The sequence below is a fragment of the Arthrobacter sp. Y81 genome (assembly GCF_002929335.1).
In the GTDB taxonomy this organism is placed as follows: Bacteria; Actinomycetota; Actinomycetes; order Actinomycetales; family Micrococcaceae; genus Arthrobacter.
Window position 1 is genome coordinate 54,626 of record NZ_PJIL01000004.1, and the last position, 25,947, is coordinate 80,572.

Sequence of the window (25,947 nt, forward strand, 5' to 3'; positions counted from 1 at the left end):
ATGATCAGGAGCATCCTTTGCCGCCAACAGCGCCCCTGGAATCCCGGACCGAACCGGACCGCATGCCGCTCTACCTCCTGGGTTTCGGCCTCGCGGCCCTTCTGCTGTTCGACCTCCCGGCACTTTTTGCGGGGCCCACGAACCCGGCCTGGCTGGCCGCTGTGGTAATGACCGGCCCGACCGTCGGCATCCCCGCCGGGATCGTCGCATGAGCGTGGACGGCATGCCGCTGCCGGCGTGGAAGCACGCAAGGGGACGGCCCGGCTACCCCGCCGACGCCGCGGCCTGGAACCGCTGGTACGCCGAAACGGACTACGGCTGGGCCCCTGCCAGCTCGTCCGTGCGCTCGGAACTCAACGGGCTGGTCCCTGGACGGGCGCTGGACCTCGGGGCCGGGGACGGCCGCCACGCGGTGTGGCTGGCCGGCCGCGGCTGGCACGTGCAGGCCATCGATTTTTCCACCGAAGCCCTGCTGATCGGACGCGAACGCGCCTTCGCCGAGGGCGTCACGGACCTGATCACCTGGTCGGTGGCCGACGTCACCGCCCACACCCCGGGACCGGGGAGCCTGGACCTGGTCCTGGCCGCGTTCCTTCACCTGCCCGGCACGGATCTTGGGGGCACCATAGCCCGCACCGCCCCGGGTCTGGCCCCCGGCGGGCTCTTCCTGTACATCGGCCACGACCCGGCGGACCCCCGCGAAAGCGCCCTCGGACCAAGGACCGCAGCAGTGCTGCACGACAGCGCCCGGGTGGCCGCCTGGGCCAGACGGTCCGGACTGCAGGTTGAATCAGCCGAAACCCGGTCCCGGCCAGTTCCCGGTTCCCGCATCCCCGCGCTGGACTGCGTCGTTCTCGCCCGCAGTCCGGTCCCTCCCGCCCCGTCTCCGTCCGCAATTCCCGGCCCGCCCCGTGTACAGGAAGACAGTCATGGACAAACACCTTAGAAACATCTGGTCTGCTTCGGCGGAGCTGGAGATGATCCAGTTCCAGACCGACCAGGCCCACGAGCACCTCGTCCAGGCCCTGTGCGAGGCAATGGCGGCACAGATATCCCCTGCCGCCGTCGCAACGGCTGCCAACATGAGCCTCAGTGAACTCTTCGACACGCTCCGCAGGCCCAGAACCACCATGCCAGACCGCGCCCAGACCAGGAGCCACCCATGAACCCGTCCCCGCCCCGCAGCATGCCGGACGCGCCCGTCCGCGGATCCCGCGTCGTCGGCGTCGGATCCTACCAACCCGGCAGGATCCTCACGAACAGTGAACTGAGCCAGCTTGTGGACACCAGTGACGAATGGATCCGCAGCAGGGTGGGCATCGAAACGCGCCGCATCGCGGACGCCGAATCCGTGGCCGACATGGCCATCCGGGCCGGACTGGACGCCCTTCAGGACGCCGGGATGGACGCCGTAGACGTGGACCTGATCATCGTTGCCACGGTCACGGCCAAGGACCGCTCCCCCAGCACCGCTGGCCGGGTCTCGGCCAGCATCGGCGCCGCGTCCCCCGCCGTTTTCGACGTCAACGCCGCCTGTTCCGGTTTCACCCATGCGATGGCCATCGCCGATCAGGCGATCCGGGCCGGGTCCGCGACCACGGCTCTGGTCATCGGAGCGGAAAAACTCAGCGACTTCACCGACTGGGCCGACCGGAGCACCTGCGTCCTGGTCGGAGACGGTGCCGGCGCCGCCATCCTGACGGCCAGCGACGAACCCGGGGTCGGGCCGGTCCACTGGGGCTCAGTACCGGCCCTCGCACAGGCAGTCAGAATAGAAGAGCCCTCCCTGCATCTGGAGCAGGAGGGCCTCACCGTCTACCGCTGGGCCATCACACAGGCAGCGCAACTGGCACGCCGGACCTGCGAACTGGCGGGAATCCGCCCCGAGGATCTCGCCGCGTTCATTCCGCACCAGGCGAACCTGCGCATCATCGAACCCCTCGCGGACCAGCTCGGCATCCCCCGGGCAATCACCGCCCGCGACGTGATCCACTCCGGGAACACCTCATCAGCCAGCATCCCGATCGCCCTGGCCAAACTCGTCCGCACCGGAGAAGTACCCCCGGACAGCCCCGCCCTGCTCTTCGGGTTCGGCGGCGGGTTCGCCTTCGCCGGCCAGGTCATCCGCACACCCCGGAACACATAAGGCCTCGAGTGGTCCCCCACGCGGTTGGCGGCTAGTTGCCGCCCTGTTCCAAAACTGATTCGGCTGTGAGCTGTCCCGCGGCCGCCGCGACGGCGGCCCGGTAGCCTTCCGGCTGGCCGTGCCGGGCACCGACCTCATCGGCCAGCTGGTCCAGCGGGACCGCACTTGCCGTGGCTTCCCAGATGGCCGGTCCGATCCCGCTCAGCCGCACGATCTCCGACTCCAGCATCACCAGCAGATCGTCGCCGACAGCAACGGCGTCCTTGGGTTCGACCCGCCTGAACCACCCGTCCGGGATGGCCCCGGACTCGGTTTCCGTTCCGGCGGCTGTCCACTCAGGCTTGGAGCGGCGCCGCTTCCGGAAGAGCGGTTCGAGGGCCTGCGGCAGGTCCGCGGCCTCCGAGTACGTCACCTGCCAGACTCCCCCGACGCGGTCGATCAGCCGGCACAACGACTGGAGCGGCTCGTCGATTTCACCCTGCGAGGATGAATCCGGGATCAAAGCCAACAACGCGTCCGCCAACGGCAGTTGGCGCAGGACGGGGGCTGGGCGGTCCTGCTGGTCAGCGCTGAGGTCCGCCCTTGGGGCCGCGTCAACCCGGTCCAACAACACGATGGACTGGATGAACGGCTTGGCCGGCGCCGGCTGAAGTCCCAGTTCATCCGGGCCCACCTGGTGCTTGGGCTCCCCGGGCCCCTGCTTCACGGACAGCGGCTTGGGGTAGGGGACCACCGAGCCGTCCGGACCGATGGCCACGGTTTCGTCCGAAACGTAGCCGTACGTCCCTGCCAGCACCGAGGCTGCCGTGGTTTTGCCCGTTCCTAACTTGGCCACGAGGGCCACCACAGCCCCGGTCACGGGTGAGGCCACCGCGCAGGCGTGCAGCATCATGAGCTCCCCGGCGTTCTCCAGGATGGCGGCAACAGTAACCCGGGAGGTGACGTTCTCGGCCAGCTCCTCAAAGGAGGCGGCCTGCAGGGCGAACGTCCCGCCGTCGTACATCGACAAATACGAGACGGAAGCGGAGAACGGCAAGGCCTCCGTGGGTTCTTTGGGCAGCGGCGGAATCAGGGGCGCCCCGCTGCCGGCACATCTCGCCCAGGCAGAGCGCATGTTTTGCTGCTGCTCCTCCGTGACCGAGCGGCCCCAACGCACAGCGAACTGCGTGCCCAGGACGTCGATCCAGAGCAGTTCCCCGCCGCTGAGCAGATCCTCAAAGAGCCGCGCATCCCACCCGTTCGGGAAATCCCAGTCAAACCGGGGCTCCCCGCCGGGTGCCCGGTCCTCACCGCTCATGGCTACCCCCTCAAGTTTCAGCTGGAGCCGGAAGCCTTCGCCGCATTTTCGCCGGCTTCGCCCACTCTCCCCAACGGCCCCAAAGGTTCGCACAAGCGATGTGAAAGATTCGCTCAAGATTTCTTGAACGTTCAATTGTCAGCACGCGCAGGATCTTCAGGCGGCCCTGGCTGACGGCGGGTTTCGCCGAGCGGATATCGGGCAGGGGCGATTCGCCCCCGGGCCGCGGGTGCCCTGCGTGTTAAGTTGAATATCCGGGATCGCACCGATCTGCCAGCAACTCCGGAAAGAGCCCTCACCGTGGAATCGCCAACGCCCGTACGGATCCTGACAGTCTGCACGGGAAACATCTGCCGCTCCCCCGTGGCCGAACGCCTGCTGCAGGCCGGCCTGGACCAGGTCCTGCCCGGCGGCTTCGAAGTGCGCAGCGCCGGCACCCGCGCCATGGTGGGCAGCCCCATCCAGCCGCTCTCCGCGGACATCGTCCGGATGTACGGCGGCACGGACAAGGCGTTCGCCGCCCGGCAGCTGACGGCCAAGATCCTCCGCGACACGGACATCGTGCTGACCATGACGTCCAAGCACCGCGGCGAAGTGCTGCAGCTGGACGCCTCCCTGCTCAAGCGCACGTTCACCATCCGGGAGTTCGCCCGCATGCTGGAGGCACTCGAGGAACGCGACGCCGCCGCCTCCGATTCGTCCGCTGAAAAGGCGTACGACGCCGGCACGCTGTGGCGCGGGCTGTCCGCCCGCCTCGCCTCCGTCCGGCACCTCGCCCTCGCGGCCGACAGCGCCGACAACGAAGTGATCGACCCCTACAAACGGGGCCCCGAGGTCTACCGCCAGATGGAAGACGAACTGGCCCCGGCCATCCTCACCATCCTCCGCTACGCCCGGCTCAACACGCCCACATAAACAGGACCTTCGGCGTCGTTCTTTTCGGTGTCCGCGGTGGTACCGTCCGGTTATGGACAACCAGTCTGATCCGGAAGGGGCGGCTGAGAACAAGCCGCCGCGGGGAAATTCCGCATGGCTTCCCGCCTGGCTGCGCCGGCAGCCCACGTGGCTCAAAGCGGTTCTGGCGATGGTCCTGGTGATCGCCTTGGGCAGCACCGCCTACGCATTCTCGCAAGTGGGACGCCTCGGAGCACCCACCCCCACCGCCAGCGCGGTACCGACGGCGGAAGGTGCCACGGCGCCGCCGTCCACGGAGGCTCCTACCCCCACACCGACGCCGACGCCCACGCCCACTCCGGAACCGCCGCCCGTCGCGCTGAACATCCTGCTGATCGGCAGTGACAGCCGCGGGGACTTCCGGGCCGAGGAAGCCCAGGCCGCCGCCGGAACGCCCGCCGACCAGCGCGGCGACGTGCTGATGCTGATCCACATCCCCGCCGACCGGCAGAGGGTCTACGGCATTTCCATCATGCGCGACATGTGGGTGAACATCCCCGGCTACGGCGAGTCGAAGGTCAACGCCGGGCTGGAGCTGGGCGGCACGCCGCTGATGGTCCGGACCGTGGAAACGCTGTTCAACACCCACATCGACCACGCCGTGATGGTGGATTTCAAGGGACTCTGGGACGCCACCAACGCCCTGGGCGGGGTGGACGTGAACGTCACCGTTCCCTTCACCTCCACGCACGACACCCGCCATAACTTCCCCGCCGGCATCAACCACCTCGACGGCGGGGCGGCCCTGGAGTTCGTCCGTGAGCGCTACGCGTTTGCGGACGGCGACTTCCAGCGGATCCGCAACCAGCAAACGTTCCTCAAGGCGTTCATCGGCAAGTTCATGAGCGAGGGCACGCTCAGCAACCCGGCCACGGTGATGTTGCTGGTCAACACCCTCCGGCCCTTTGTGCTGGTGGACCCGGGACTCACCCCGGAGACGCTGGTGCGGCTCGGCTTCAGCATGCGCGGGGTGGGGGCCGAGGACGCCATGTTCTTCCGGCTGCCCGACGGCGGTTTCGGCACCAGCACCACCGGCCAGTCGATCGTTCTCCAGAACCCCGCCGCGGTGGCCGCCGTGTCCGCGGCACTCGCAAACGGCACCCTGGCGGACTATGTGGCGGCCAACGGATTCGAGGGCGGTAATTGAGCGTTCACAATCGGCTGCCACACGCGAGCAGGGCGTAAAGTAAGGGCTAACTGCAGGGGCTGGGGAGCTGATGGGGATGCACGCACACTGCGTGGTGATAGAGGAGGATCCGGACATCCGGAGCCTCCTTTCCCTTGCCCTGTCCCGGGCCGGCTTCAACGTGAAAACCGAGTCGACCGGAGCTGCCGGCATCAATGCCGTGGCCGAGGACAAGAACCTTGGGCTGGTCACCGTGGACGTGGCCCTGCACGACCTTGAGGGCAATGACGTACTGCACGCCCTCCGCGGAGTCTCGCGTGCGCCCATCCTGGTGATTTCTGCACGCGCCGAACCCGTGGACCGCCTCGCCGCCCTGGAATCGGGCGCGAGCGCCTACCTCACCAAGCCCTTCCGGCTGCGGGACCTGCAGGATCTGGTCCACACCCTCGCCCCGGCGAATGTAGCGCCCGGCAGCAAACTGCCCCGGAGTAGGCTGAACGCGGAATCGTCGGACTATGCGCGGAGGCGGGACACCTCATGGAGCAAGGCACCAAAGAGGACCCCTGGACCCTAGTGACTGCCCCGGGCACGTCGGAGTACTCCACGTACCGTGACGAAGCCTCGGACCCGCCGGCCCTGGTCTGCCAAGTGGGATCCACCACGCTCAAGTACCAGCTGCAGGCGATTGAGGACCTACACAGCTGGCTGGTGGAGCAGGGTGACTGGGTTCCACTCGGCGGTGCCGCCGTCGTAAGTGCCGCCGTCGTACGTGCTGCCGGTTGCCCGCCGCTTAGGCGGCGAGGCTCATGGCCCGGCTCCTGACTCCGGTTGCCGTTTCGGAGCCCAGTGACGCGGGAGCCAGGACGCTGATGTTGCATTCCGACTGGAGCGGGTCAATCGACGCCGGGAGGTGGTGCGATTCCGAACATGCCTGCAGCTGCTCCATTGCAGCCGGTTCAACACGTGCGTGGCTGACATCCACAACGAGGTGGAGTCCTTCTTTCAGGTGGTTGGCCCGCTTTACGACTACATACAGGGCCTGGAGGCTTTGAGCCGTCACATGCCCCTGGGCTGCTACTTCTGCTTCTCCACAATCGAGGTCGAGCCGGACTAATACCTTGAGCTTGTCGTTCAAGTGAATCCCCTATTCATGCATGGCCGCGACGCTGCGACCGCATTCAGCCTATGGGCAGGATGTGACCTACGCAACACTTGGCGTCACATCGGGACAGAGTGGCGTTACGAACGGCGCGGGCTGTTGAACCTGGCTGCGCCGTGGGGTAACGGGTCGCCGCATTCGCCACTAAGGCGCGGGCTGAGGCAATTCACGTGAGCTAAGGGCCGGCGGCGCCTGGGGAAGCCTCGGTCTCAGAAGGCTTGTCACCACCGGCCCAGCTCAACGTGATCCGGAACATTATCCGGGCCAAGTATCGATCTGGCGGGGCCTTCCCAGGGGGACCGGGATGTCCGTCGACCGACTCCTAAAGACTATTTAGAGCCGTCATTCCGATCTTGAGTGACGGCTACTTGTCTTTAAGTTGCAGAAGTGACGCCGTGTGCAGGACGCTACGCACGGCGAAAGCGGACCACTCTATCCCCCGGTAGCGAACGCGGGTGCCCGCAGCCGAATAGCTTTATATATTGAGTCAATGACCGAGACCTCAGTGCAGCACCCAGCCGACAACACCCCAGCGGCCGCCGCCCCCGTAGCCCGGAAGGTCCCCACGGAACGGATCCACCACGGCGACACGTTCGTGGACAACTACGAATGGCTGCGCGCCAAGGACTCCGCGGAAGTGGTGGAGCACCTCAAGGCCGAAAACGCCTACCAGGAGACCGTCACCGCCCACCAGGGACCGCTCCGCGAAGCGATCTTCCAGGAAATCAAGGGACGCACGCAGGAGACCGACTTGTCTGTCCCGAACCGCAAGGACGGCTGGTGGTACTACACCCGCTCCGTGGCGGGCAAGGAATACGGCATCCAGTGCCGGGTCAAGGCCCAGGACACCGGGGACCCGGTGGCCGACTGGACGCCCCCGGCGGTGGAGGCCGGCGTCGAACTTTCCGGTGAAGAAGTCCTGCTGGACTGCAACGTGGAGGCCGAAGGCAAGCCATTCTTCGCGGTGGGCGGGACCGCCGTGACCGTGGACGGCAACCTCTACGCCTACGCCGTGGACAACGCGGGCGACGAACGCTTCACGCTGCGCTTCAAGGACCTGCGCACCGGGGAGATGCTGCCGGACGTCATCGAGAACATCTTCTACGGGGTCTCCTTCTCCCCCGACGGCACCCGCCTGTTCTACACCGTGGTGGACGACGCCTGGCGCCCCTACCAGGTGAAGTCCCACGTGCTGGGCACGCCGGTCACCGACGATGAGGTGATTTACCAGGAGGACGACGTCGCCATGTGGCTGGGCTTCGACCTCTCCTCCGACCGGCGCCACCTCGTGCTGAGCATCGGCTGCTCCGAGTACAGCGAGACGCGGCTGCTCCGCTTTGACGATTACGACGCCGGACTCGCCACGGTGATCTCCCGCGACGAACACGTCCTGTACGAGGCCGAACCGTTCCTCCTGGATGGCGCTGAAAAGATCCTCGTGACGCACAACCGGGACGCCATCAACTCCATGGTCTCGCTGGTGGACCCGGCCGAGCTCACCAAGCCGCTGGCCGAGCAGGAGTGGACCACCGTCGTCGGGCATTCCGACCAGGTGCGCGTCAACGGCGCGGGCGTCACCTCCACGCACGTGATTGTGTCCGTCCGCAAGGACACCATTGAGCGCGTCCAGGTGCTGGCGCTGGCCGGCCTGGGCACGCCCGCGCAGGGCGATCCGGTGGAGCCGGCGTTTGACGAGGAGCTGTACACGGCCGGTGTGGCGGGCTCCGACTATGAGGCGCCGGTGATCCGGATGGGCTACACGTCCTACTTCACGCCGTCGCGCGTGTACGACTTTGTGCTGCCCACGCCTGCTTTGCCGGCGGGCGAACTGCTGCTCCGCAAGGAGAGTCCGGTGCTGGGCGGCTACTCCTCCGCCGACTACGTGGCCACCCGTGAATGGGCGACGGCGGCCGACGGCACCAAGGTCCCGCTGTCCGTGCTGCGGCATGCCTCGGTGGCCCGGGATTCCTCCGCGGCGGGCCTGGTGTACGGGTACGGCTCCTACGAGCTGAGCATGGACCCGGGCTTCGGCATCCCGCGGCTCTCGCTGCTGGACCGCGGCATCGTGTTCGTGATCGCGCACATCCGCGGCGGCGGCGAGCTGGGCCGGCACTGGTACGAAGACGGCAAGAAGCTCCACAAGAAGAACACCTTCACGGACTTCGTGGCCGCCACGGACTGGCTGGCTGACTCAGGGTGGGTTGCACCGACGCGGATCGCGGCCATGGGTGGCTCCGCCGGCGGGCTGCTGATGGGCGCCGTGGCCAACCTGGCACCGGAGAAGTACGCCGCCATTGTGGCCGCCGTGCCGTTCGTGGACGCGCTGACCACCATCCTGGATCCGGAGCTGCCGCTGTCCGCGCTCGAATGGGAGGAATGGGGCAACCCGATCACGGACCCCGAGGTCTACGCGTACATGAAGTCCTACACGCCGTACGAGAACGTTGGCCCCCTGGCGTATCCGAAGATCGCCGCGGTGACCTCGTTCAACGACACACGCGTGCTGTACGTGGAGCCGGCCAAGTGGGTGCAGGCCCTGCGTGCTGTTTCCACCGGGGCTGAGCCGATCGTGATGAAGATCGAGATGGACGGTGGCCACGGCGGAGCCTCCGGCCGGTACGTCCAGTGGCGCGAGCGGGCCTGGGACTACGCCTTCGTGGCCGACTCCGTGGGTGCCGTGGAGCTGCTGCCGGGGGCCGGGGTGAAGTAGATTCTGTCGGGCTCCGCTGCGCCAGGCTCGGCGCGCCGGGTTGGGCCGGGCGCGGGCTGGGTAGGCCGCGATTCGCCAGAAATGGCCGCTATACGCCTCGTATAGCGGCCATTTTTGGCAAACGGATGAGGGCTGGATCCAGCGAGGGAGCCCCCAGCCTGCTAGCTCTGCGCCGGGTCCAGTGGCTTGGGCACGATGGGCTGGTCATTGGCCGTGAGGTCGATGCCGAGATCCTTGGCGAAGACCAGGCGGGTGTCCTTGTAGATTCCCGGGTGGCCCTCGTCCAGTTCGAAGACGCGTGCGCCGCGGAGCCGGTTCCGCTCAGCGCCGGACAGTCCGTAGGCGCCGAATCCCGTTCCTGGCGCGTAGCCCAACTGAACACCGTAGTAGTTGCCCATGTAGGTGTTGACGTGGTCGTGCCCCACGAAGTACCCGAGAACATCCCCGCGTTCCAGGAAAGCGCTGAACAGGCCGGAGTTGATGGGTCCGGGGCACTCGTCTTCGTTGCGTTCGCCCACGATGTTGTGCTTGGTCAGCGCCCGGGCGTGGTCTGCCTCGGTCCGCGAGTCCAGGCTGGCGAACCACATATTGCGGTGCTCATGGAGCGCGATGTGGCCCCACATGAGGGACGGGATCTTCTTGCCGTACTTCGTCTCGGTGGCGATGGACTGGTTCCGGTACCAGGCCACCTGGTCCATGCGCACCCAGTCCCAGTCCGGGTAGCCGGCGAAGTCCTGGCCGTTGATGGCATCCGGCGCGTAGCGGCCGGTGTCAATGAGCCACAGGCCAAAAGCCGGCGCCTTGGTGCGGGAGGACTGCACCAGCAGTTGCGAGTTGGAGGTACCGGTCAGGCCAGGCGTGGAGTCGGCATTCAGGTTGCACTCGTAGCTCTGCAGGAACTGAAGCATCTTGGCTTCGGTCATGCCTGTCTTCTGCACGGAATCTTCGTCATGGTTGCCAAAGGTCACGGCCCACGGGATCTGCCGGCTTTCCATCGGCTGGACTACGTGGTTGAGCGCCTGTTTGACCTCCAGTTCGGAGTCGCATCCTCCGTTGATCACATCGCCGTTGATGACCACAAAGTCCGGCTTTTCCGCGTCCAGGGTCCGTTCCATGAGTTCGATCGTGCGGCGGTCCGTCTGTTCGTCGTCCTGGGTGTCATTGAACTGAACGATCTTGAATTTGCCGTCAGGGCGGAAGGCGAGGCTCGTCTTTGGCGCCTTGGCTCCGGGCGCTGCCTGGCTCCCGGTTGCAGCGGCCACGGTGATTCCCAATGCCCCGAGCGTCCCGGCCGCGGCCAACGCCGCGCGCCTGCTGAGTTTGGGCTGGTGGATACTCGCGTTCATCGTTCCCTCTCGGTACTGAAACGGCCTCACAGACGGGCCGAACTTCAGCACCTGACACTAGGAGAGGGAAGCATCCGGCCCTGAAACACGCGGTGAACGCCCAGTTGCCGCCGGTTCCGTCAATTGCGTCGGACTTGATCGCTCGCGGGTAAGGGATGGGGCGCGGTTGGTCCGGCGATTTGCCAGAAAGGGCCGCAATTCCCCTCTGATAGCGGCCATTTCCGGCAAACGGATGCTGGAGCTACGGGCTCGACCACCGGGCAGCGGGCCCCATCACCTGAATTAGCGCCGGCGGGCCGTCCATTCGTCGCGGAGCATGGCGTAGATAACTTCCGTGGCCCATTCGCCCTTGTACCGCCATTTGTCCACGTGTTTGGCCTCGAGGCGCATGCCCAGGCGTTCGCAGATGGCGGCTGACGCCGTGTTCAGCGCATCCAGCTTGGCGTCGATCCGGTGGAAGTCCAGGCCCTCGAACCCAAGCCTCAGCACGGCCTCCGCAGCCTCGGTGGCATAGCCGTGGCCCCGCGCACCGGGGGCCAGGCTCCAGCCCACCTCGCCCTGGCCGTGCCCGGGAAGCCATTTGAGCACCACTTCGCCGATCAGGCCGGGCGAATCCGCTGCCTCAATCGCCAGCGCCACCCAGTCGCCCTCCTTGTCGAACACAAAGTTGGCGTAGTGGCCCACCCGTTCCATGCACTGCGTATAGGTCTTGGCCGCTCCGGGCAGGAACCGTGCCGTCCCGGGCAGCGAGTGGTACGCATGGAAGGCATCGAGGTCGGCGGCCTCGAAGCGGCGCAGGACCAGGCGTTCGGTGCGGATCGGCAGTCTGATATCCGGCATGGTTCGAGCGTACCGTCTCCTGCGGTCCGCCCATTTGGGGGTGACTGATAGACACTGCCACTGGATTACCGGCCTGCGCAGCGTGGTGGATGTGGACAGAAAAGAAGAAATCCGTGAGTTCCTGATCTCGCGACGCGCGAAGGTCAGCCCGGAGCAGGCCGGGATTCCCAGCTATGGGGAGCTGCGCCGTGTGCCGGGCCTGCGCCGTGAGGAAGTGGCGCAGCTCGCCGGGGTGAGCACGGATTACTACACACGGCTGGAACGCGGCAGCATCCGCGGTGTCTCAGACTCGGTGCTGGAGGCGGTGGCCTCCGCCCTCCAGCTGGACGAGGCCGAGCGGGCACACCTGATGGACCTGGCCCGGACGGCCAACACGCCCTCGCGCCGGGCACCGCGCCGGCCGCCGCAGCAGCGGGTCCGTCCCGGCGTGCTGCGCCTGCTGGACGGCATGACCGGGGTGGTCGCCATGGTGCAGAACGGCCGTTCCGACGTGCTGGCCGCCAACCTGCTGGGCCGTGCACTGTACGCCGAGGTGTTCGACTCCCCCGCATCATCCGGTCCGGACACTCCGGGCCGGTTGCCGAACCAGGCCCGCTACATCTTCCTCGATCCGCGCGCAGCAGACCTGTACCCGGATTGGCGGGCCATCGCGGCCACCACAGTCGCGATGCTGCGCACGGAAACAGGACGCAAACCCCACGACCGGGAGCTGAACGAGCTCGTCGGTGAACTGACCACGCGCAGCGGCCTGTTCGCCGCATTATGGGCCGGGCACGATGTGCGGATCCACACCACGGGAACCAAGCGGTTCCACCACCCCGTGGCCGGGGACTTGTCCCTGCAGTACGAGACGCTGGACCTCCCCGGCGATGAAGGACAGACCCTGTTCACCTTCACCGCTGAGCCCGGCTCGGCGTCCGCTAACGCGCTGGCGTTCCTCGCCAGCTGGGCGGCATCGCCACCCGAAGAAACAACCCAACCAACCACCGCCAGCGATCCTGCCAGCGGACCCGCCCTCCCGGACACGCGCTCCCACGCGCATCCCGGAACACCTAAGGGAAAGACAGAACCATCCCATGACTGACCAAAACACCACCACCGAGCAGACCAACAACACGGCCGGCAAGAAGGTCTGGTTCATCACCGGCACCGGCCGCGGCATGGGCACCGACATCGCGAAGGCAGCCCTCGCCGCCGGCCACGCCGTGGTCGCCACCGGCCGCAACCCGGAAAAAGTCACCCAGGCCGTTGGTGACAACGAGGACCTCCTCGCAGATCGAAACCACAATGTTCGGTCCCATGAACGTCACCCGCGCGGCCCTGCCGGTCCTGCGGGCCCAGCGCTCCGGCCTGGTGGTCACCATCTCCTCCACCGCGGGCATCGCGGGCGGGGAGTTCCTCACGGCGTACGCCGCGTCGAAGTTCGGCGTGGAGGGCTGGGCCGAATCCCTGGCCCCGGAAGTCGCCCCGTTCGGCATCCGCACCATGATTGTGGAACCCGGGTTCTTCCGCACCGAACTGCTCACCCCGGAATCCACCCAGTACGCCGAATCCACCATTGAGGACTACGCCGGGCGGACCGGGCAGACCGTCGCCGCCTGGCAAAGCATGAACGGCCTGCAGGGCGGGGACCCGGCCAAGCTCGCCGACGCCCTGATCCAGCTGGCCGAACTGGACGAGCCCCCGCTGCGGTTCGCCGCCGGAGCGGACGCTGTGGGCACGTTCGAGACCAGGTCCGCCGAGCTCCAGGTCCAGGCCGACGCCCACCGCGAACTCTCCAGCAACCTCGCCCACAGCGACGCCTGACACCGACGCCTGACACCAAACCCAAGCGGACGACGGCGGGAGATCCCGCCGTCGTCCATCACCCACCGCCTCAACGCCCCACCACCACAGACCCGCCGGACGCCGCTGGCTTCCGGCTGCCCAAAACCGGCACCAACACTTTGAGGAGAGCCCAGCCATGACATCGAAACTGACCGGCACCGCCGCCCTGGTCACCGGCTCGTCGCCCGACGCCGGGACCGCCTGGAAGCCCTCGCCGCCGAAATCGAACAAACCGGCGGCACCGCGCTGGCCATCGAAGCCGACATCACCGAGCGCGCCCAGGCCCGGGCCGCCGTGGACCAGACCGTGGAACGCTTCGGGCACCTGGACATCCTGGTCAACAACGCCGGGGTGATGCTCCTGGGCTCGGTGGTGGGCGCCGACCCCGAGGAGTAGGACCGCATGATCGCCGTCAACGTCCAGGGGCTGCTCCACACCACCCACGCCGCCCTGCCGCACCTGCTCAAAGCCGCCGAGGACAGCCAGCGCCGGGTCGCAGACATCGTCAACATCAGCTCGGTCGCCGGCCGCGTCGCCTGGAACGGCTACGGCGTCTACAGCCTCACCAAATTCGGCGTCAACGGTTTCACTGAATCCCTCCGCCAGGAAGTCACCCAGCGGCACGTGCGCGTCGGTGTCCTGGAACCCGGCGGCGTCGCCTACATGGTCACCCGCCCCCGCCACGCCTCCATCGGCGAGCTCTGGATCATGCCCACCGACCAGGCCTGACTCGCACCAGCAGCGGCGTCTGGCACCACGATTTGCCAATAGTGGCCGCTATTCCAGATTCATAGCGACCATTATTGGCAAACGGGCGGCCGTAGCTCCTTGGTCCGCTCACTGTTCAGCCCGGCGTCGAGCTCTATGCCCAGCGCACCGCATTACTTCTTCACAACGTGGAATCCATGGACGGGCTTAAGGAGCGCCATCATGACGGCAGTCGCTTCCATTGCACTGAACACCGGCAACAGGACAACCTGGACTGCGGTCCACGCGCTTCGAGCGAGCCAGCCAGTGATCCCGTGCTCGTCGAGATTCGCCTTCAACCCCGTGAGATACAGGGTCACAAAAGAAGCGAAGGAGAAGTTGGCCAGGGCCCGCACCCATGGCTGAATCTCGAAGCCATAGAAGAAGTGACAGATAGTGTACAAAACGGCGAACGGAGCGAGCGTCCACAGCATAGTGTTGGCGCCGATGGCCACGCGCCACCTCAGCTTCACGGGGGCATGGATCGCAACCTTCATCAGGCCCTGGTACCAGCGCCGCCGCTGCCTGAGAAAGTCACCTAGGCTTTGTGTTGACTGCTCTTCAAGGTACCCGTCAACCCACCGCGCCCGCCCGCCTGCTTCCATGAGTTTGAGGGCCCAGAAGGCATCCTCGGTGATGGAACCGTGGGGTCCAAAATCGAACCCGACGGACTTCTCCACGTCGTTGCGCACCACTATGTAGCTGCCGTGCAGGCCAAAGACCGTCCGGCCCAGCTTGTGCTGGAAGTGGAAGCGGGCAAAGTCGTCGCCGGTGCGCACATTGTCCGCCAGAGTCAGGAACGGGTGCTTCGTCCAGTCCCGGTGGTAGAGGAGGGCTCCCTGGCCCGCGCGCAGCCGGCCGCTTTCCTCTTCTTCCCGGATCATCTGGGCTATGCCCTTTATGCCGGAGGACGTGGGTTGCGTTTCCTCGTCGAGGTGAACCAGCCAGGCGTCGTCCGGAATACGGGAATTTTCGAGGGCGAACTGCAGTGCGCGGGCTTTATAGAGCGAAGTATTTGCCGTTGCGTAATTGCGGGGGATGACCAGATACCTGATGGTGTCGCCCTGTGGAAGATCACCGACCCCGGGGTCATCCTCGATGACGATTTCAACGAGGTGGCGGAAGAGCGGGGTTCTTTCCATTTCGGCAGCGCACCTCCGGATGGTGCTGGCCACCGCCTCCCGGTTGGTGCCCCGGGTGACTATGCGGAACACCACCAGCTGACTGATTGGTGCCACCGCATCCAGGTGGGCCGGGTGCCGGAACGACAGTGCCCCCAACAGTCCCAGCAACCCGGGGATGACGGCACCGAGCCACACAACACTGGCGGATCCCCACAGACTGTCTGCGAAGGACACAGGTTTCACCGCCACCGGCCACAGAAAATCCTGGAGCAAGTAGAGGCCAACGATCGCCAGGGTCATGCACAGGACAATCCTGGTGCGGTGCCCAGTGACGAATCCCAGGCTCCAGTCGCGGACAGGCTCAAGGACCTTCCCCGGACGGTCAAAATGAAATCTCGTTCGGAATCCAGACCCTACTGCGATCCGCGGGGCCGAAATCCCCTCTTCGAGTGTTGACATAGCTCTTCCTTCAGATGGCTGGTTTTGGTCCGGCGCGGCGCCGGCGGAGTTCTGGTGTTGTGCGCCTGCCAGCCCGATTTTGGGCAGGACAAATCAGCGCGGCGTGATGCCGGGACATGGCCGCATCAGGCGGGGGGGTAATCAGGAGCGGTGCGTTTTTAGGCTTTGAAGGCGTTTAGCCGCGGAGTAGCGGCACGGCCGTCCACCGTGCGCGGTGCCTGTGGAGGCTTAGCCAGCGCTGCGCCCACGTTGAAGTGAGCCGGGCTCCCGGATGCCTGCCCGGCGGTGCGAGGGGCAAGGACATTTTGATACGCAAAGAGTTAGACACGGTGAGACCCCCCTTAGGTTCCGCGTCGCTGACCAAAATTGACGGTTAAGAAACGACGGCGAGCCCCCTCAGTTGGGACCGCCGTCGCGTGAACGAAACCGCTTGCTTAGAGGGTAGGGACAGCGGCGGGGCAGGGTCCAGCGTGAGCGCTACCCGACATTTTTGGCAGAAACACTGGTAAATCGGGCGGGACTACTCGCTTAAATGGGGCGGACTACTTGTTTCGGCCGTTACGAAACAGCCGATGAATCGACGACGGCGGCAGTCGCCTCCGCGATCGCACGCTCCTCGTCCGTGGGCACCACCAGGACGGGGATGAGCGACTCCGCGGTGGAAATCACGCGAGGTTCCCTGGACCGCTCACCGTTCAGCCCGGCGTCGAGCTCTATGCCCAGCGCACCCAGCTTCTCCCCGACCAAAGCGCGGAACTGGTGCGAGTTCTCGCCGATGCCCGCGGTGAAAACCAGGGCCTTGGCCCCTCCCACGGCCACGTGGTACCCGCCGATGTACTTGGCCAGCCGGTAGGACGCGACGGCGAGCGCGGTGGCGGCCCGGGCGTCGCCGGCTTCGGAGGCCTCCACGACGGTGCGCATGTCGTTGTTTCCCGCGAGCCCCTTGAGTCCGGATTCGCGGTTGAGCAGGGAGTCGATGTCCTCCGTGGACCAGCCGGCCCGGCCGAGGAACACCAGGATGGACGGGTCCAGGTCGCCGGAGCGGGTGCCCATCACCAGACCTTCCAGCGGGGTGAAGCCCATGGACGTGTCCACCGATTTTCCGCCGCGGATGGCCGTGACCGAGGCGCCGTTCCCCAGGTGGGCGATCACGCCGTCGAAGTCTTCCACCGGAAGATCCAGCAGCGCCGCCGCCTGGTGCGACACGTACTCGTGCGAGGTGCCGTGGAAACCGTAGCGGCGGATGCCGTGGTTCGTGTAGAGCGAATCCGGCACAGCGTAGCGCCAGGCGTGCTCCGGCAGGGTGCGGTGGAAGGCGGTGTCGAACACGGCGACCTGCGGCATGTCCGGCCACTTCCTGGCGATGGCGCGGATGCCCAGCACGTTGGCGGGGTTGTGCAGCGGGGCCAGCGGGTTGAGCCGCTCGATGGCGCGGGTGATCTCGTTGTCGATCAGCACGGGCTCGCCGAATCGTTCGCCGCCGTGCACCACGCGGTGGCCGACGGCGTCCAGCTTCCGGTCGCCCAGCACCTCGTGGATGGCGGCATCCACCTGCTCCAGCGCCTCGGCGTGGTCGCGCGGGCCCTCGATCTCGCCGTCGCCCTCGCCGCCGTTGCCCATGCCGATCTTTTCGATCAGCCCCTCGGTGAGGACGCTGTGGGATTCCACATCGCGTACCTGGTATTTGAGCGAGGACGAGCCGGAGTTGATGACGAGGACGAGCACTGGGCCTCCTAAGCCTTGGCTGCTGCGGTGGTCGGTGGAAGTTCGATCGTAGCGTGGCGGTTTCCAGCAGTCGTCGCAACACCGGCTGAAGTGATGTTGATTTATGGGACGTTCGGCACGCCGAAGACGGGAGATGAGGCCTCCGAAGCACGCATCGGCCGGAACAAGTCGGCGGGGTTGCTGTAACGTCTCTGGGGCCGGGCCCTTCGCGTTGTGCTCCCAGGACGGGACAGGGCTTTCTCCCGCTGCAGGCGGAGACTGGCCAACCCCAACCCTTAAGGACACATGACTACGACCAAACCAGCCGACAACGCAGGCCACGGTCTGCCTCCTGCAGATACCCCAACCGCCGGGACAGCGGGGATGCCGTTGGGAGCCAGGCGCCTTGCCCTCATCGGGGGCCTCTGCATTCCGGTGGGTTTGGTCGCTGGCCCGTATCTGTTCGGTCTTCAGCTTGTGGCCGTGGCCGGGGCGGTGGCGGTGGCCATCGCGTTGTCCTACAGGCTCGGCGAGCGCTGGTTCTCGCCGTGGTCGTGGCTGACCGCAGCTGCCGGCGCCCTCTGGATCGCCTCAACGCTCGGATACTGGGAGACCATCGTGACTGCTGCCGAAGCGTCGGCTGCCTTGTCTGCCTGGTCCCCTGTGCTGTTCAATGTCGGCGTCGGCGCGATGGTGCTTATGGCCGCCGGTGCCCTCGCTGGAGCGATCGCACGGTACCGCTCCGGACGGCTCCCCGGCGCACCGTCGGCCTGAAGACTTCGAACCCGGCCCCGTCTCTTACGGGCGGGCTCTGCCGCGGCGGCGGAGACCAACAGCCATCGCCCGGGTATTGCCGTTGGGCGGGCTCGGACTATTTTGCGGCGTCATCAAGCAACTGCCGGAATTGTTCCTCCGAATTCAGTGTCAGTTTTTCGCCGTTGAGGAAGAACGTGGGAGTGCCGGTGACGCCCAAGGCGGTACCGTCGGCAACGTCTTTGCGGATCCGGTCCTTGGTTGCCTCATCGGCGACGGCGGCATCGTATTTGTCCAGGTCCAGACCGAGCTCTTGCGCGAAGGTGCGGAACAGGGCCGCCTGGGAGTCCTGTTTTTCGCCCCACTGCGGCTGGGTTTCGAACATCTTGGTGTACATCTGTTCGTATTTTCCCTGCTGGGCGGCGGCCTCGACGGCGAGGGCGGAGGTGCCGGAGTTCCGGTGCCCAGGTAGGGGAAAGTAGCGGTTCACGAAGGTGACCCGGTCACCGTAGTCCTTCTTCAGTTCCTCCACCAGCGGCACGGCCACTCGGCAGGACTCACACTCAAAGTCCAGGAATTCAACGAGCTGCGCCTTTTCGGTGGCCGGCTTCGTGACCCGGTGGCTGTCCTCCCTGACGAGCTGTGCATTGACGGCAGGCTGCACGGCCTCCGGGGTCGGTTTGGTGGCCGTGAAGACCGCGTACCAGATCAGGCCGCCGCCGACCACAACTGCCATCAGGATCCAGAGGACCATGCGGACTTTCCGGGCGGGGTCGGTGGTGTTCGCGGGCGTGGATGGTGCTGGTGTCATTAGTGGGGCATGCTTTCCTGGTCGCGGTGGGCGGCGGGTTCTATCTGGAAAGTGGAGTGTTCGACGCTGACGTCGAAGTGTTCCGCGACGCAGTGCTGCAGGTCCGCCAGGATGGTCGCGGCGTGGCCGTCCCTCATGCACGGGTCCTGGACGGTGACGTGGGCGGAGAGCACCGGTGTTCCGGAGCCGACGAGGGAGGCGTGCAGGTCGTGGACGTCGATGACGTGCGGCAGGGCCAGGATGTGTTCGCGGACCTTGCCCAGGTCCAGGCCCCGGGGCACGCTTTCCATTAGCACGTCGGTGGTGTCGCGGAGCAGCTTCAGGGTGCGGGGAATGATCAGCGCGCCGATCAGCAGGGACACGAGGGCATCGGCCCGTGTCCAGCCGGTGAGCGCGATGACGACCGCGGCGACTATGACGGCGACCGATCCGAGGGCGTCGTTGAGTACCTCGAGGAAGGCTGCCTTCATATTGAAGTTGTGGTTCCGGCCCGAGGCCAGGACGATCAGGCCGATGGCGTTGCCCGCCAGGCCGATGATGCCGAACCACAGCATGGTGGACCCGCCGACTTCCGGGGGTTCGAAGAGCCGCCGGATGCCTTCGATGATGACGAATCCGCCCACGCCCAGCAGAAGGGCTGCCTGCCCGGCGGCGGCGATGATTTCCGCGCGCCTGTACCCCCACGTCCGTTTCAAGGTGGCAGGCTTCAAAGCCAGCGATGCCGCGATCAGTGCGATTAGCAGCCCGGCCGAGTCGGTGAACATGTGCCCTGCGTCCGCCAGCAGCGCCAGGCTTCCGGTCAGGACGGAGCCGATGATTTCGGCGACCATCACCGCGAAGGTGATGCCGAAGACGATGACCAGTTTGCCGCGCTGATTGGCGGCACCGGCGGCACCGTGTGAGTGGTCGTGCCCGCTGCCCATGGGTCAGACCTTCCTGCGGGTGTTCAGCGTCAGGGCCTGCGGCTGCTCCTCGGATTCACACCCGGCACAGCAGCCGTCCGTGTCGGCGCTGTGGTCAGTGCCGGCGGTGTTGGGGACCGTGCAGCAGACATCGCCGCGCCAGGCGTTGATGCCTTCCCGGATGGCGACCGCCGCGATCACCAGTGCGGCGCCGGCATCCGCCCACCACCACCCCAGCGTGCTATTCAGCACAAGCCCCGCCAGCAACACTGCAGAGAGGTATGTGCACAGCAATGTCTGCTTTGAGTCCGCGACCGCCGTCTTGGAGCCAAGTTCCCGGCCCGCGCGGCGCTGCGCCCAGGACAGGACCGGCATGACGGCCAGGCTCAGGGCCGCAATCACGATCCCGGGCGTGGAGTGCTGGGCCTCTCCTCCTCCGGTGAGGGACCTGACCGCGTCGACGGTGACGAACGCCGCGAGGGCGAAGAAGGATACCGCGATGATCCGCAGCGTCAGATGCTCACGCCGTTCCGGGTCCTTGGCGGAAAACTGCCAGGACAACGCCAGCGCGGACGCGACCTCAATGACCGAATCCAGTCCGAAGCCGATCAGAGCGGAGGAGTCCGCGACGCCGCCGGCCCACAGGGCCACCACCGCCTCGACGAGGTTGTAGGTGATGGTCGCGGCAGCGAACAGCCGGATCCTGCGGCTCAGTACCGCACGGCGTTCCGGGCTCGGTGTATGAACCCGGACCGTCATGCGAAGCACTCCCCGTTCGGGGCGCAGCAGGACGGATCCACCGCGAGGACGACACCGATCAGGTCCCTGATCGCGTGGCCCAGCCGGGCGTCCGCGAGTTCATACCGACTGCGGCGGCCGTCCTGGACGGCGACCACGAGTCCGCAGCCGCGCAGGCACGTCAGGTGGTTGGACATGCTCTGCCGCGACACCCCCAGGGAGTCGGCCAGATCCGAAGGATAGGACGGGGCATCTGATAGGGCCAAGAGGATCCGGGCCCGGGTGGCGTCCGAGACCGCATACCCGAACCGGGCCAGCACGGGGGCCTTGGTGAGCGTTTCCATTCCACCAAAGTACATCCGTGGATGTACTCACACAAACCTGTATTAGCGAACAGGGCACCGGCTTTCCGCCTCAGACGTTGGTGAGAAACCCCCGTCGTTGCGAAAGGTCCGGCGGGAGCCTAGAGTCGGCGGACCAGTTGGACAACGCACGGAGGACTCTGCCATGACTGATAGCACTTCCCAAGCGGACAGCAACGAGCCGGACGCCACCAAGCCGGGCACCGGGGCCAAGAAGAAGGATCCCACCGGCGTCGAAGGTGCCAACCCTGCCCTGGACGACACGGGAGATCTCAAGGCCGCCGAGGTGGGCGAGGCCCCGGAGCCTCCTGAGAATCTGGAAGACCTGGATCTCACGCCCGGGGGCCTGGCCGACGAGCCGGCCAAGCAGGAAGATCCCGACAGCCCGGTGGAGCCCGAAAACAGCTGACCGGACAGGAGACCGGCGACGGTACCGGCGCCGGCTGCCGCCGGGACCGGCCGCCGGAACCCCGCAGCTACGCGTGTGCAGCCGCGGGTTCCGGCTCCGCGGCGGGCTCCACGGACTGCGCCTGCACGGCGGTGATGGCCACCGTGTTCACGATGTCCTCCACGGTGCAGCCGCGGGACAGGTCGTTCACCGGCTTGCGGAGCCCCTGCAGGACGGGCCCGACGGCGACCGCTCCCGAGGACTGCTGCACCGCCTTGTAGGTGTTGTTGCCCGTGTTGAGGTCCGGGAAGATGAACACCGTGGCCTGCCCGGCGACGGACGAGCCCGGCATCTTGGACTGGGCGATGGCGGCGTCCACGGCGGCGTCGTACTGGATGGGGCCCTCGACGGCGAGATCCGGGCGGCGCGTCTTCACCAGTTCAGTGGCCTGCCGGACTTTGTCCACCGCCTCGCCGGTCCCGGACCCGCCGGTGGAGTAGGACAGCATGGCCACCCGCGGGTCCACGCCGAACTGCGTGGCAGTCTCGGCCGAGGCCAGCGCGATGTCCGCCAGCTGCTCGGCGTTGGGGTCCGGGTTGACCGCGCAGTCGCCGTACACCAGCACCCGGTCCGGCATCAGCATCAGGAACACCGAGGAGACGATCTTCACGCCGTCGCGGGTCTTCACGAACTCCAGCGCAGGGCGGATGGTGTGGGCCGTGGTGTGCGCGGCACCTGACACCATGCCGTCCACCACGCCCAGCTGCACCATCATGGTGCCGAAGTAGCTGCCGTCCAGCATGACCTCCAGAGCCCGGGCCAGGTCCACGCCCTTGTGCGAGCGAAGCTCCGCGTATTTCTCGGCAAACTGCTGGCGCAGCTCCGACGTGGCCGGGTCCACGATGCTCATGCCGGAAAGGTCGATCCCCTGGGTGGAGGCCAGCTCACGGACATCCGACTCGTTGCCCAGGATGGTGAGGTCGCAGACGTCCCGCCGGTGCAGGATTTCCGCGGCGCGCAGGATCCGCACGTCGTTCCCCTCGGGCAGCACGATGTGCCGTCGCTGCAGCCTGGCCCGCTCAATGAGGTCGTGCAGGAACCGCAGCGGCGTCATCCGCTCCAGCCGCGGCAGGTGCAGGCGCTCCACCAGCTCAGCCTCGTCCACGCACCTGGCCCAGAGCCCCACGGCCGAGGCCACCTTGCGGCGGTGCCCGGACCAGATTTCGCTGCGGACCTCGGACACCCGCTTGGCCGTGGTGTAGGTATCGTCCGGGCTGGCGAAGACCGGGAACGGCGCTTGCGCCAGCAGCGAGTAGATGTTGGGGTCCGGGGCCAGGCCGCCGGTAAGGATCAGCGCTGACGGCACCGGGAACTCCGGCGAGAAGGATGATGCGAGGCACGCGACCATCACGTCCGCACGGTCACCCGGGACGATCACCAGCGCGCCGTCGTCGAGCACGTGCAGGAAGTTGGCCACACTCATGGCCGCCACCTTGATGGAGTGGACGTCGCGTTCCATGTCCGGCCGGCCGGCCACCTGGCGGATCCCCAGGGCCGTGGCCACCTCGCCGGTGGTGGGCCGGGCGATGTCCTCCAACTCCGGGAAAACATACACGGGCCGGCCCGACGCACCGGGCTTCACGGCGGCGGTGATGCCGTCCACGTCCTCCGGGTCGGCGCGGTTCACCATGATGGCCAGCAGGCTGCAGCGTTCCGCCGCCAGTTCCTTGCGGGCAACCTCGACGGCGTCAGCCGCCTCCGCGACGGTAAGCCCCTTCGCGCCCACCACGGCCACGATGGGGGCGGCCAGGTTGTTCGCGAGGCGTGCGTTGAGGTCGAATTCGACGGCGGCGTCCTGGCCGGTGAGGTCCGTTCCCTCCACAATCACCACATCGCAGTGGCGTGACATCTCGGCGAAGATCTCCACGCAGCGGGCGTCGATCTCCGCCCGGTTTCCCTCGGCCAGCAGGCCTCGGACCTCGGCAAACGTCAGGCCGCCGCGGCAGCGCTGATCGTCGAGATCGAACCGGGCCTTCATCAGGGCCACCATGGGGTCCGCCGCGGCATCGCTGCCGTGGACCACCGGTTTGAAGAAGCCGATGCGGTCCGCGTGCCGGTGCAGCGTGTCAGCCAGACCCAGCGCTATGAGCGACTTCCCGGATCCCGGTGTGGTCGCGCTGACGTATATCCCCTTGGCCATGATCCGCCCTTAGGTTGTGACGTGGTGGTGCTCCGTCCTTCCATACTTTCATTTGTTGGCGCCGGGGGCGATCCGGCCCGCTTTCTCCGCGGGGCTTGGCGGTATCGGCGCAGCGTGCTGCTCAGAACTGCCAAACCGTAAACTATTGCGGCGGGGGTTGCGACGGCCGCCAGGGCGACGCCAAGCGGCGACATCTGCCCATCATGTGCCAACAGAAGTCCGGTGGGACCTTGCAATGCCGTTGTGGCGCAACCAACCCACGTCACCAGCGCTGCGGGCCGTGCGCGGGATGCCGAACCCCGAGCCAGGAGCGGAGCAAGGAACCCTCCCGCCGCGGCGAGCGCGGTGACGATAAGGACCGTTCGCTGCGCGACCGAGCTCATTGCGGCCGGCCCGGTAGTTCCCGGTCCGAAAACGCCCCAGTAGGCCATCGCCGCAGCAAACCAAAGCATTCCAATTCCGCAGAAGACCGTCACGACGGCGTGCGCAGGAGGTCGCGGCCCGGTAGCGATGAGGTCACCCCAGCGGTCGTCTGCGTACAGGGCCAGCAATATCGCCAGTGCGATAGCCATTAGGCCAAAACCGCCATAAATGATCGCAAACATCCAGCCCTCGAGGTTTCCTTCACCTCCGGACGTCACGCTGCCTTCGATTGCCAACTGAAGCGCGCTGCCCAGGGGAACGCCGATGAGGATGGGTGCGAGCAAGCCAGTGGCAGCACCGGCGACGACGATGACGGACCACGCGGGCAGGCGCCGTCCCCACGGTTGAATCAGCGCCAGGGCCAGCACCACAGCGGACAGGTCCATGCTGGTTGTGAGGATGTTTCCGATGACGAAGCGTGGCGTATCCATCTCGCCCACGCCGGTGCCCGGCCGCATGCCAACCTGAGATCCGGCCAGCCACGCAATCTTCACCACAGCATAAGGAGCGACCGAGGCTACTACGCCCCAGAAGGCCGCGATCCGCCAGCTTTGTTTTGACAGCACCATTTCTTTCCCCCCAAAGGCTAGAGACGGTTCTCTAGATGCTGATCTCCAAGGTGCCATAGAATGACGGAAATGCCAACGCCCACTTCATATACCCGAGAGCAAATCCTCGATGCGGCCATGCACGCCGTGCACGAGCACTGGCGCTCAGCGACGGTCGCTCACGTCACCGCCAGGCTCGGTGCTCCGTCCGGTTCGATCTATCACCGCTTCCGCTCCCGAGATGCACTCTTCACCTCGGCCTGGATTCGCTCTATTAGGCGTTTCCACCGGGAATTGGAGCGCGTTAGTGCTGGCGATCCGGTTGAAGCAATCGTCGAGACTGCCCTGCTCATCCCGCGCTTCTGCCGCGAGAACCCCTTGGACGCCCGGATGATGACCGCGTATCGGTACAACGACCTCATGCAGAACCCCCCGGCCGGCTTGCTGGCGGACTTGGAAAACCTCAACGCCCCTGTCGGCGTAACCCTGAATCGGCTTACCCTTGCGCGCTACGGCCGGGCGACGCCGCGCGGGCTCAGCATCGTTGCTCTCGCCTGCCGCGAGGCACCCATCGGCCTGATCCGCCCGATGATTGGGGAAGCGATCCCGCTGTGGATCGACGATGCCGTCCGCGCTGCGAGTACCGGAATCGCAGGCCTGCGGGACGAGCCGTAGTCCAGCGGGATGATCCGCCCTTAGGGCGCGACGCGGGGTGGCTCATCCCGCCAGTCAGCGCCGGAATCAGCTCCGGATAAGCCCCGAATGCATCGACGGCCCTTGACAGCATGCCCCAAAATGGGATTACCTAATGAACATTCGGTAAATAAAGCTGGAGGCAATGACGCATGGCTGAACTAACCATTCCCGGGGCAACCCATCAGATCCTGAAGGACGACTACGCCTCCGAATGGATGGGCATCGAAGTCCTCAAGCTGGAAGACGGGCACGCCACCATCCGCATGACGCTCCGGCAGGAAATGCTCAACGGCTTCGGCATGGCCCATGGCGGAATGATCTTCGCCTTCGGCGATACCGCCTTCGCCCTCGCCTGCAACCCCGCCAGCCCGCCACCCGGCGCAGCAGGGACCGAGACCGACACCATCACCGTGGCCGCCGGCGTCGACATCAACTTCCTCAAGCCGGCCTTCCGGGGCCAGGTGATCACCGCCGTCGCCAACCGCCGCGCCCATTCGGGCCGCAGCGGACTGTACGACATCCAGATCTACGCCGCAGACCCGCACGTCGCCGCGGGCGACCACACCGCCGACACCAACACAGGCGGCTCCCCTGCGGACGCTGCCGCTACCGACACCCCGGGCGAGCTCATCGCCGAGTTCCGCGGCCGCAGCCGCACCATCTCCAAGAAATAGAAACAGGGAACCC

The 25,947-nt window shown here is 66.5% G+C and carries 28 protein-coding genes and 1 pseudogene; 16 read left to right on the forward strand and 13 right to left on the reverse strand.

All coding sequences use genetic code 11. The features are described from left to right. Window positions 1–17: 17 nt before the first annotated feature. From CXQ91_RS07205 to CXQ91_RS07220, 4 genes are read left to right on the forward strand one after another with little or no spacing between them, the layout of a single operon-like run. Window positions 18–212 carry a hypothetical protein gene (locus CXQ91_RS07205; protein WP_104173245.1) on the forward strand — a complete coding sequence of 65 codons (195 nt, stop codon included), beginning with the start codon at window positions 18–20 and terminating at the stop codon, window positions 210–212. Further along, window positions 209–946 carry a bifunctional 2-polyprenyl-6-hydroxyphenol methylase/3-demethylubiquinol 3-O-methyltransferase UbiG gene (locus tag CXQ91_RS07210; RefSeq protein WP_104173246.1) on the forward strand — a complete coding sequence of 246 codons (738 nt, stop codon included), beginning with the start codon at window positions 209–211 and terminating at the stop codon, window positions 944–946. Before CXQ91_RS07205 ends, CXQ91_RS07210 begins: the two co-directional genes overlap by 4 nt. After that, window positions 930–1,166, forward strand: coding sequence for a hypothetical protein (locus CXQ91_RS07215; protein ID WP_104173247.1), 237 nt, complete (start codon window positions 930–932; stop codon window positions 1,164–1,166). The genes CXQ91_RS07210 and CXQ91_RS07215 overlap by 17 nt, the downstream gene beginning before the upstream one ends. Further along, on the forward strand, window positions 1,163–2,146 hold the full coding sequence (locus CXQ91_RS07220; RefSeq protein ID WP_258073862.1) for a beta-ketoacyl-ACP synthase III: 984 nt from the start codon (window positions 1,163–1,165) through the stop codon (window positions 2,144–2,146). Before CXQ91_RS07215 ends, CXQ91_RS07220 begins: the two co-directional genes overlap by 4 nt. Window positions 2,147–2,177: 31 nt before the next feature. On the opposite strand, the gene CXQ91_RS07225 is transcribed toward CXQ91_RS07220, so the two are convergent. After that, entirely contained in the window at window positions 2,178–3,443 is a 1,266-nt protein-coding gene (locus CXQ91_RS07225; protein ID WP_104173248.1) for a hypothetical protein, read from the reverse strand. Between the two features lie 300 nt (window positions 3,444–3,743). Here CXQ91_RS07225 and CXQ91_RS07230 point away from each other — a divergent pair, with 300 nt between their 5' ends. The 4 genes from CXQ91_RS07230 (at window position 3,744) to CXQ91_RS07245 (ending at window position 6,345) form a co-directional block, all read left to right on the forward strand. Then, entirely contained in the window at window positions 3,744–4,358 is a 615-nt protein-coding gene (locus tag CXQ91_RS07230; protein WP_104173249.1) for a low molecular weight phosphatase family protein, read from the forward strand. 52 nt (window positions 4,359–4,410) lie between these two features. Beyond that, window positions 4,411–5,544, forward strand: a complete 1,134-nt coding sequence (locus tag CXQ91_RS07235; RefSeq protein ID WP_104173250.1) for an LCP family protein — start codon at window positions 4,411–4,413, stop codon at window positions 5,542–5,544. A 70-nt stretch (window positions 5,545–5,614) separates the two neighbouring features. Continuing rightward, window positions 5,615–6,097 (forward strand): response regulator transcription factor, encoded by a 483-nt coding sequence (locus CXQ91_RS07240; protein ID WP_104173251.1) that lies wholly within the window; start codon window positions 5,615–5,617, stop codon window positions 6,095–6,097. After that, window positions 6,097–6,345, forward strand: a complete 249-nt coding sequence (locus CXQ91_RS07245) for a DUF6855 family protein (protein WP_258073863.1) — start codon at window positions 6,097–6,099, stop codon at window positions 6,343–6,345. The genes CXQ91_RS07240 and CXQ91_RS07245 overlap by 1 nt, the downstream gene beginning before the upstream one ends. Here CXQ91_RS07245 and CXQ91_RS07250 read toward each other — a convergent pair. Continuing rightward, a complete protein-coding gene (locus CXQ91_RS07250; RefSeq protein ID WP_104173252.1) occupies window positions 6,314–6,658 on the reverse strand; it encodes a hypothetical protein in 345 nt (114 codons plus the stop codon). The genes CXQ91_RS07245 and CXQ91_RS07250 overlap by 32 nt on opposite strands. Window positions 6,659–7,172: 514 nt before the next feature. Here CXQ91_RS07250 and CXQ91_RS07255 point away from each other — a divergent pair. Next, entirely contained in the window at window positions 7,173–9,392 is a 2,220-nt protein-coding gene (locus tag CXQ91_RS07255; RefSeq protein ID WP_104173253.1) for a S9 family peptidase, read from the forward strand. Between the two features lie 161 nt (window positions 9,393–9,553). Here CXQ91_RS07255 and CXQ91_RS07260 read toward each other — a convergent pair whose 3' ends face one another. Together CXQ91_RS07260 and CXQ91_RS07265 are read right to left on the reverse strand one after the other, a co-directional pair. Further along, the gene (locus CXQ91_RS07260; protein ID WP_104173254.1) at window positions 9,554–10,738 is read right to left on the reverse strand and encodes a metallophosphoesterase family protein; all 1,185 of its coding nucleotides are present in this window, start codon (window positions 10,736–10,738) and stop codon (window positions 9,554–9,556) included. Window positions 10,739–11,020: 282 nt separating this feature from the next. After that, window positions 11,021–11,578 (reverse strand): GNAT family N-acetyltransferase, encoded by a 558-nt coding sequence (locus CXQ91_RS07265; protein WP_104173255.1) that lies wholly within the window; start codon window positions 11,576–11,578, stop codon window positions 11,021–11,023. Between the two features lie 91 nt (window positions 11,579–11,669). On the opposite strand from CXQ91_RS07265, the gene CXQ91_RS07270 reads away from it, so the two are divergent. Beyond that, on the forward strand, window positions 11,670–12,662 hold the full coding sequence (locus CXQ91_RS07270; protein ID WP_181038823.1) for a helix-turn-helix transcriptional regulator: 993 nt from the start codon (window positions 11,670–11,672) through the stop codon (window positions 12,660–12,662). On the opposite strand, the gene CXQ91_RS25225 is transcribed toward CXQ91_RS07270, so the two are convergent. Further along, a complete protein-coding gene (locus tag CXQ91_RS25225; RefSeq protein ID WP_258073864.1) occupies window positions 12,631–12,879 on the reverse strand; it encodes a hypothetical protein in 249 nt (82 codons plus the stop codon). The genes CXQ91_RS07270 and CXQ91_RS25225 overlap by 32 nt on opposite strands. On the opposite strand from CXQ91_RS25225, the gene CXQ91_RS07275 reads away from it, so the two are divergent. After that, window positions 12,878–13,384, forward strand: a complete 507-nt coding sequence (locus CXQ91_RS07275) for an SDR family NAD(P)-dependent oxidoreductase (RefSeq protein WP_258073865.1) — start codon at window positions 12,878–12,880, stop codon at window positions 13,382–13,384. The genes CXQ91_RS25225 and CXQ91_RS07275 overlap by 2 nt on opposite strands. A 162-nt stretch (window positions 13,385–13,546) precedes the next feature. Continuing rightward, window positions 13,547–14,134 (forward strand): annotated as a pseudogene (locus tag CXQ91_RS07280) (SDR family NAD(P)-dependent oxidoreductase). A gap of 152 nt (window positions 14,135–14,286) precedes the next feature. Here the strand turns inward: CXQ91_RS07280 and CXQ91_RS07285 are convergent. Next, window positions 14,287–15,735: a glycosyltransferase family 2 protein gene (locus tag CXQ91_RS07285; RefSeq protein WP_104173257.1), complete on the reverse strand. Its 1,449-nt coding sequence runs from the start codon at window positions 15,733–15,735 to the stop codon at window positions 14,287–14,289. 558 nt (window positions 15,736–16,293) lie between these two features. Next, window positions 16,294–17,460 (reverse strand): acetate kinase, encoded by a 1,167-nt coding sequence (locus CXQ91_RS07290; RefSeq protein WP_104173258.1) that lies wholly within the window; start codon window positions 17,458–17,460, stop codon window positions 16,294–16,296. A 285-nt stretch (window positions 17,461–17,745) separates the two neighbouring features. Between CXQ91_RS07290 and CXQ91_RS07295 the strand changes: the two genes are divergently transcribed. Beyond that, the gene (locus CXQ91_RS07295; RefSeq protein ID WP_258073866.1) at window positions 17,746–18,213 is read left to right on the forward strand and encodes a hypothetical protein; all 468 of its coding nucleotides are present in this window, start codon (window positions 17,746–17,748) and stop codon (window positions 18,211–18,213) included. A 97-nt stretch (window positions 18,214–18,310) separates the two neighbouring features. On the opposite strand, the gene CXQ91_RS07300 is transcribed toward CXQ91_RS07295, so the two are convergent. From CXQ91_RS07300 to CXQ91_RS07315, 4 genes are read right to left on the reverse strand one after another with little or no spacing between them, the layout of a single operon-like run. After that, window positions 18,311–19,003, reverse strand: a complete 693-nt coding sequence (locus CXQ91_RS07300) for a thioredoxin domain-containing protein (protein ID WP_104173260.1) — start codon at window positions 19,001–19,003, stop codon at window positions 18,311–18,313. Then, window positions 19,003–19,926 (reverse strand): cation diffusion facilitator family transporter, encoded by a 924-nt coding sequence (locus CXQ91_RS07305; protein WP_104173261.1) that lies wholly within the window; start codon window positions 19,924–19,926, stop codon window positions 19,003–19,005. Before CXQ91_RS07305 ends, CXQ91_RS07300 begins: the two co-directional genes overlap by 1 nt. 3 nt (window positions 19,927–19,929) lie before the next feature. After that, window positions 19,930–20,664 carry a cation diffusion facilitator family transporter gene (locus CXQ91_RS07310; RefSeq protein ID WP_104173262.1) on the reverse strand — a complete coding sequence of 245 codons (735 nt, stop codon included), beginning with the start codon at window positions 20,662–20,664 and terminating at the stop codon, window positions 19,930–19,932. Further along, the gene (locus CXQ91_RS07315) at window positions 20,661–20,987 is read right to left on the reverse strand and encodes a helix-turn-helix transcriptional regulator (RefSeq protein ID WP_104173263.1); all 327 of its coding nucleotides are present in this window, start codon (window positions 20,985–20,987) and stop codon (window positions 20,661–20,663) included. The genes CXQ91_RS07310 and CXQ91_RS07315 overlap by 4 nt, the downstream gene beginning before the upstream one ends. Before the next feature lie 163 nt (window positions 20,988–21,150). Between CXQ91_RS07315 and CXQ91_RS07320 the strand changes: the two genes are divergently transcribed. Then, the gene (locus tag CXQ91_RS07320) at window positions 21,151–21,414 is read left to right on the forward strand and encodes a hypothetical protein (protein WP_104173264.1); all 264 of its coding nucleotides are present in this window, start codon (window positions 21,151–21,153) and stop codon (window positions 21,412–21,414) included. Between the two features lie 67 nt (window positions 21,415–21,481). Here the strand turns inward: CXQ91_RS07320 and pta are convergent, their stop codons facing one another. Continuing rightward, window positions 21,482–23,593 carry a phosphate acetyltransferase gene (pta, locus tag CXQ91_RS07325; RefSeq protein WP_104173265.1) on the reverse strand — a complete coding sequence of 704 codons (2,112 nt, stop codon included), beginning with the start codon at window positions 23,591–23,593 and terminating at the stop codon, window positions 21,482–21,484. Then, window positions 23,536–24,585, reverse strand: a complete 1,050-nt coding sequence (locus CXQ91_RS07330) for a hypothetical protein (protein WP_104173266.1) — start codon at window positions 24,583–24,585, stop codon at window positions 23,536–23,538. The genes pta and CXQ91_RS07330 overlap by 58 nt, the downstream gene beginning before the upstream one ends. Before the next feature lie 60 nt (window positions 24,586–24,645). Between CXQ91_RS07330 and CXQ91_RS07335 the strand changes: the two genes are divergently transcribed. Both CXQ91_RS07335 and CXQ91_RS07340 read left to right on the forward strand, forming a co-directional pair. After that, window positions 24,646–25,239: a TetR/AcrR family transcriptional regulator gene (locus CXQ91_RS07335; RefSeq protein ID WP_104173267.1), complete on the forward strand. Its 594-nt coding sequence runs from the start codon at window positions 24,646–24,648 to the stop codon at window positions 25,237–25,239. A gap of 170 nt (window positions 25,240–25,409) precedes the next feature. Then, a complete protein-coding gene (locus CXQ91_RS07340; RefSeq protein WP_104173268.1) occupies window positions 25,410–25,934 on the forward strand; it encodes a hotdog fold thioesterase in 525 nt (174 codons plus the stop codon). Window positions 25,935–25,947: the final 13 nt, after the last annotated feature.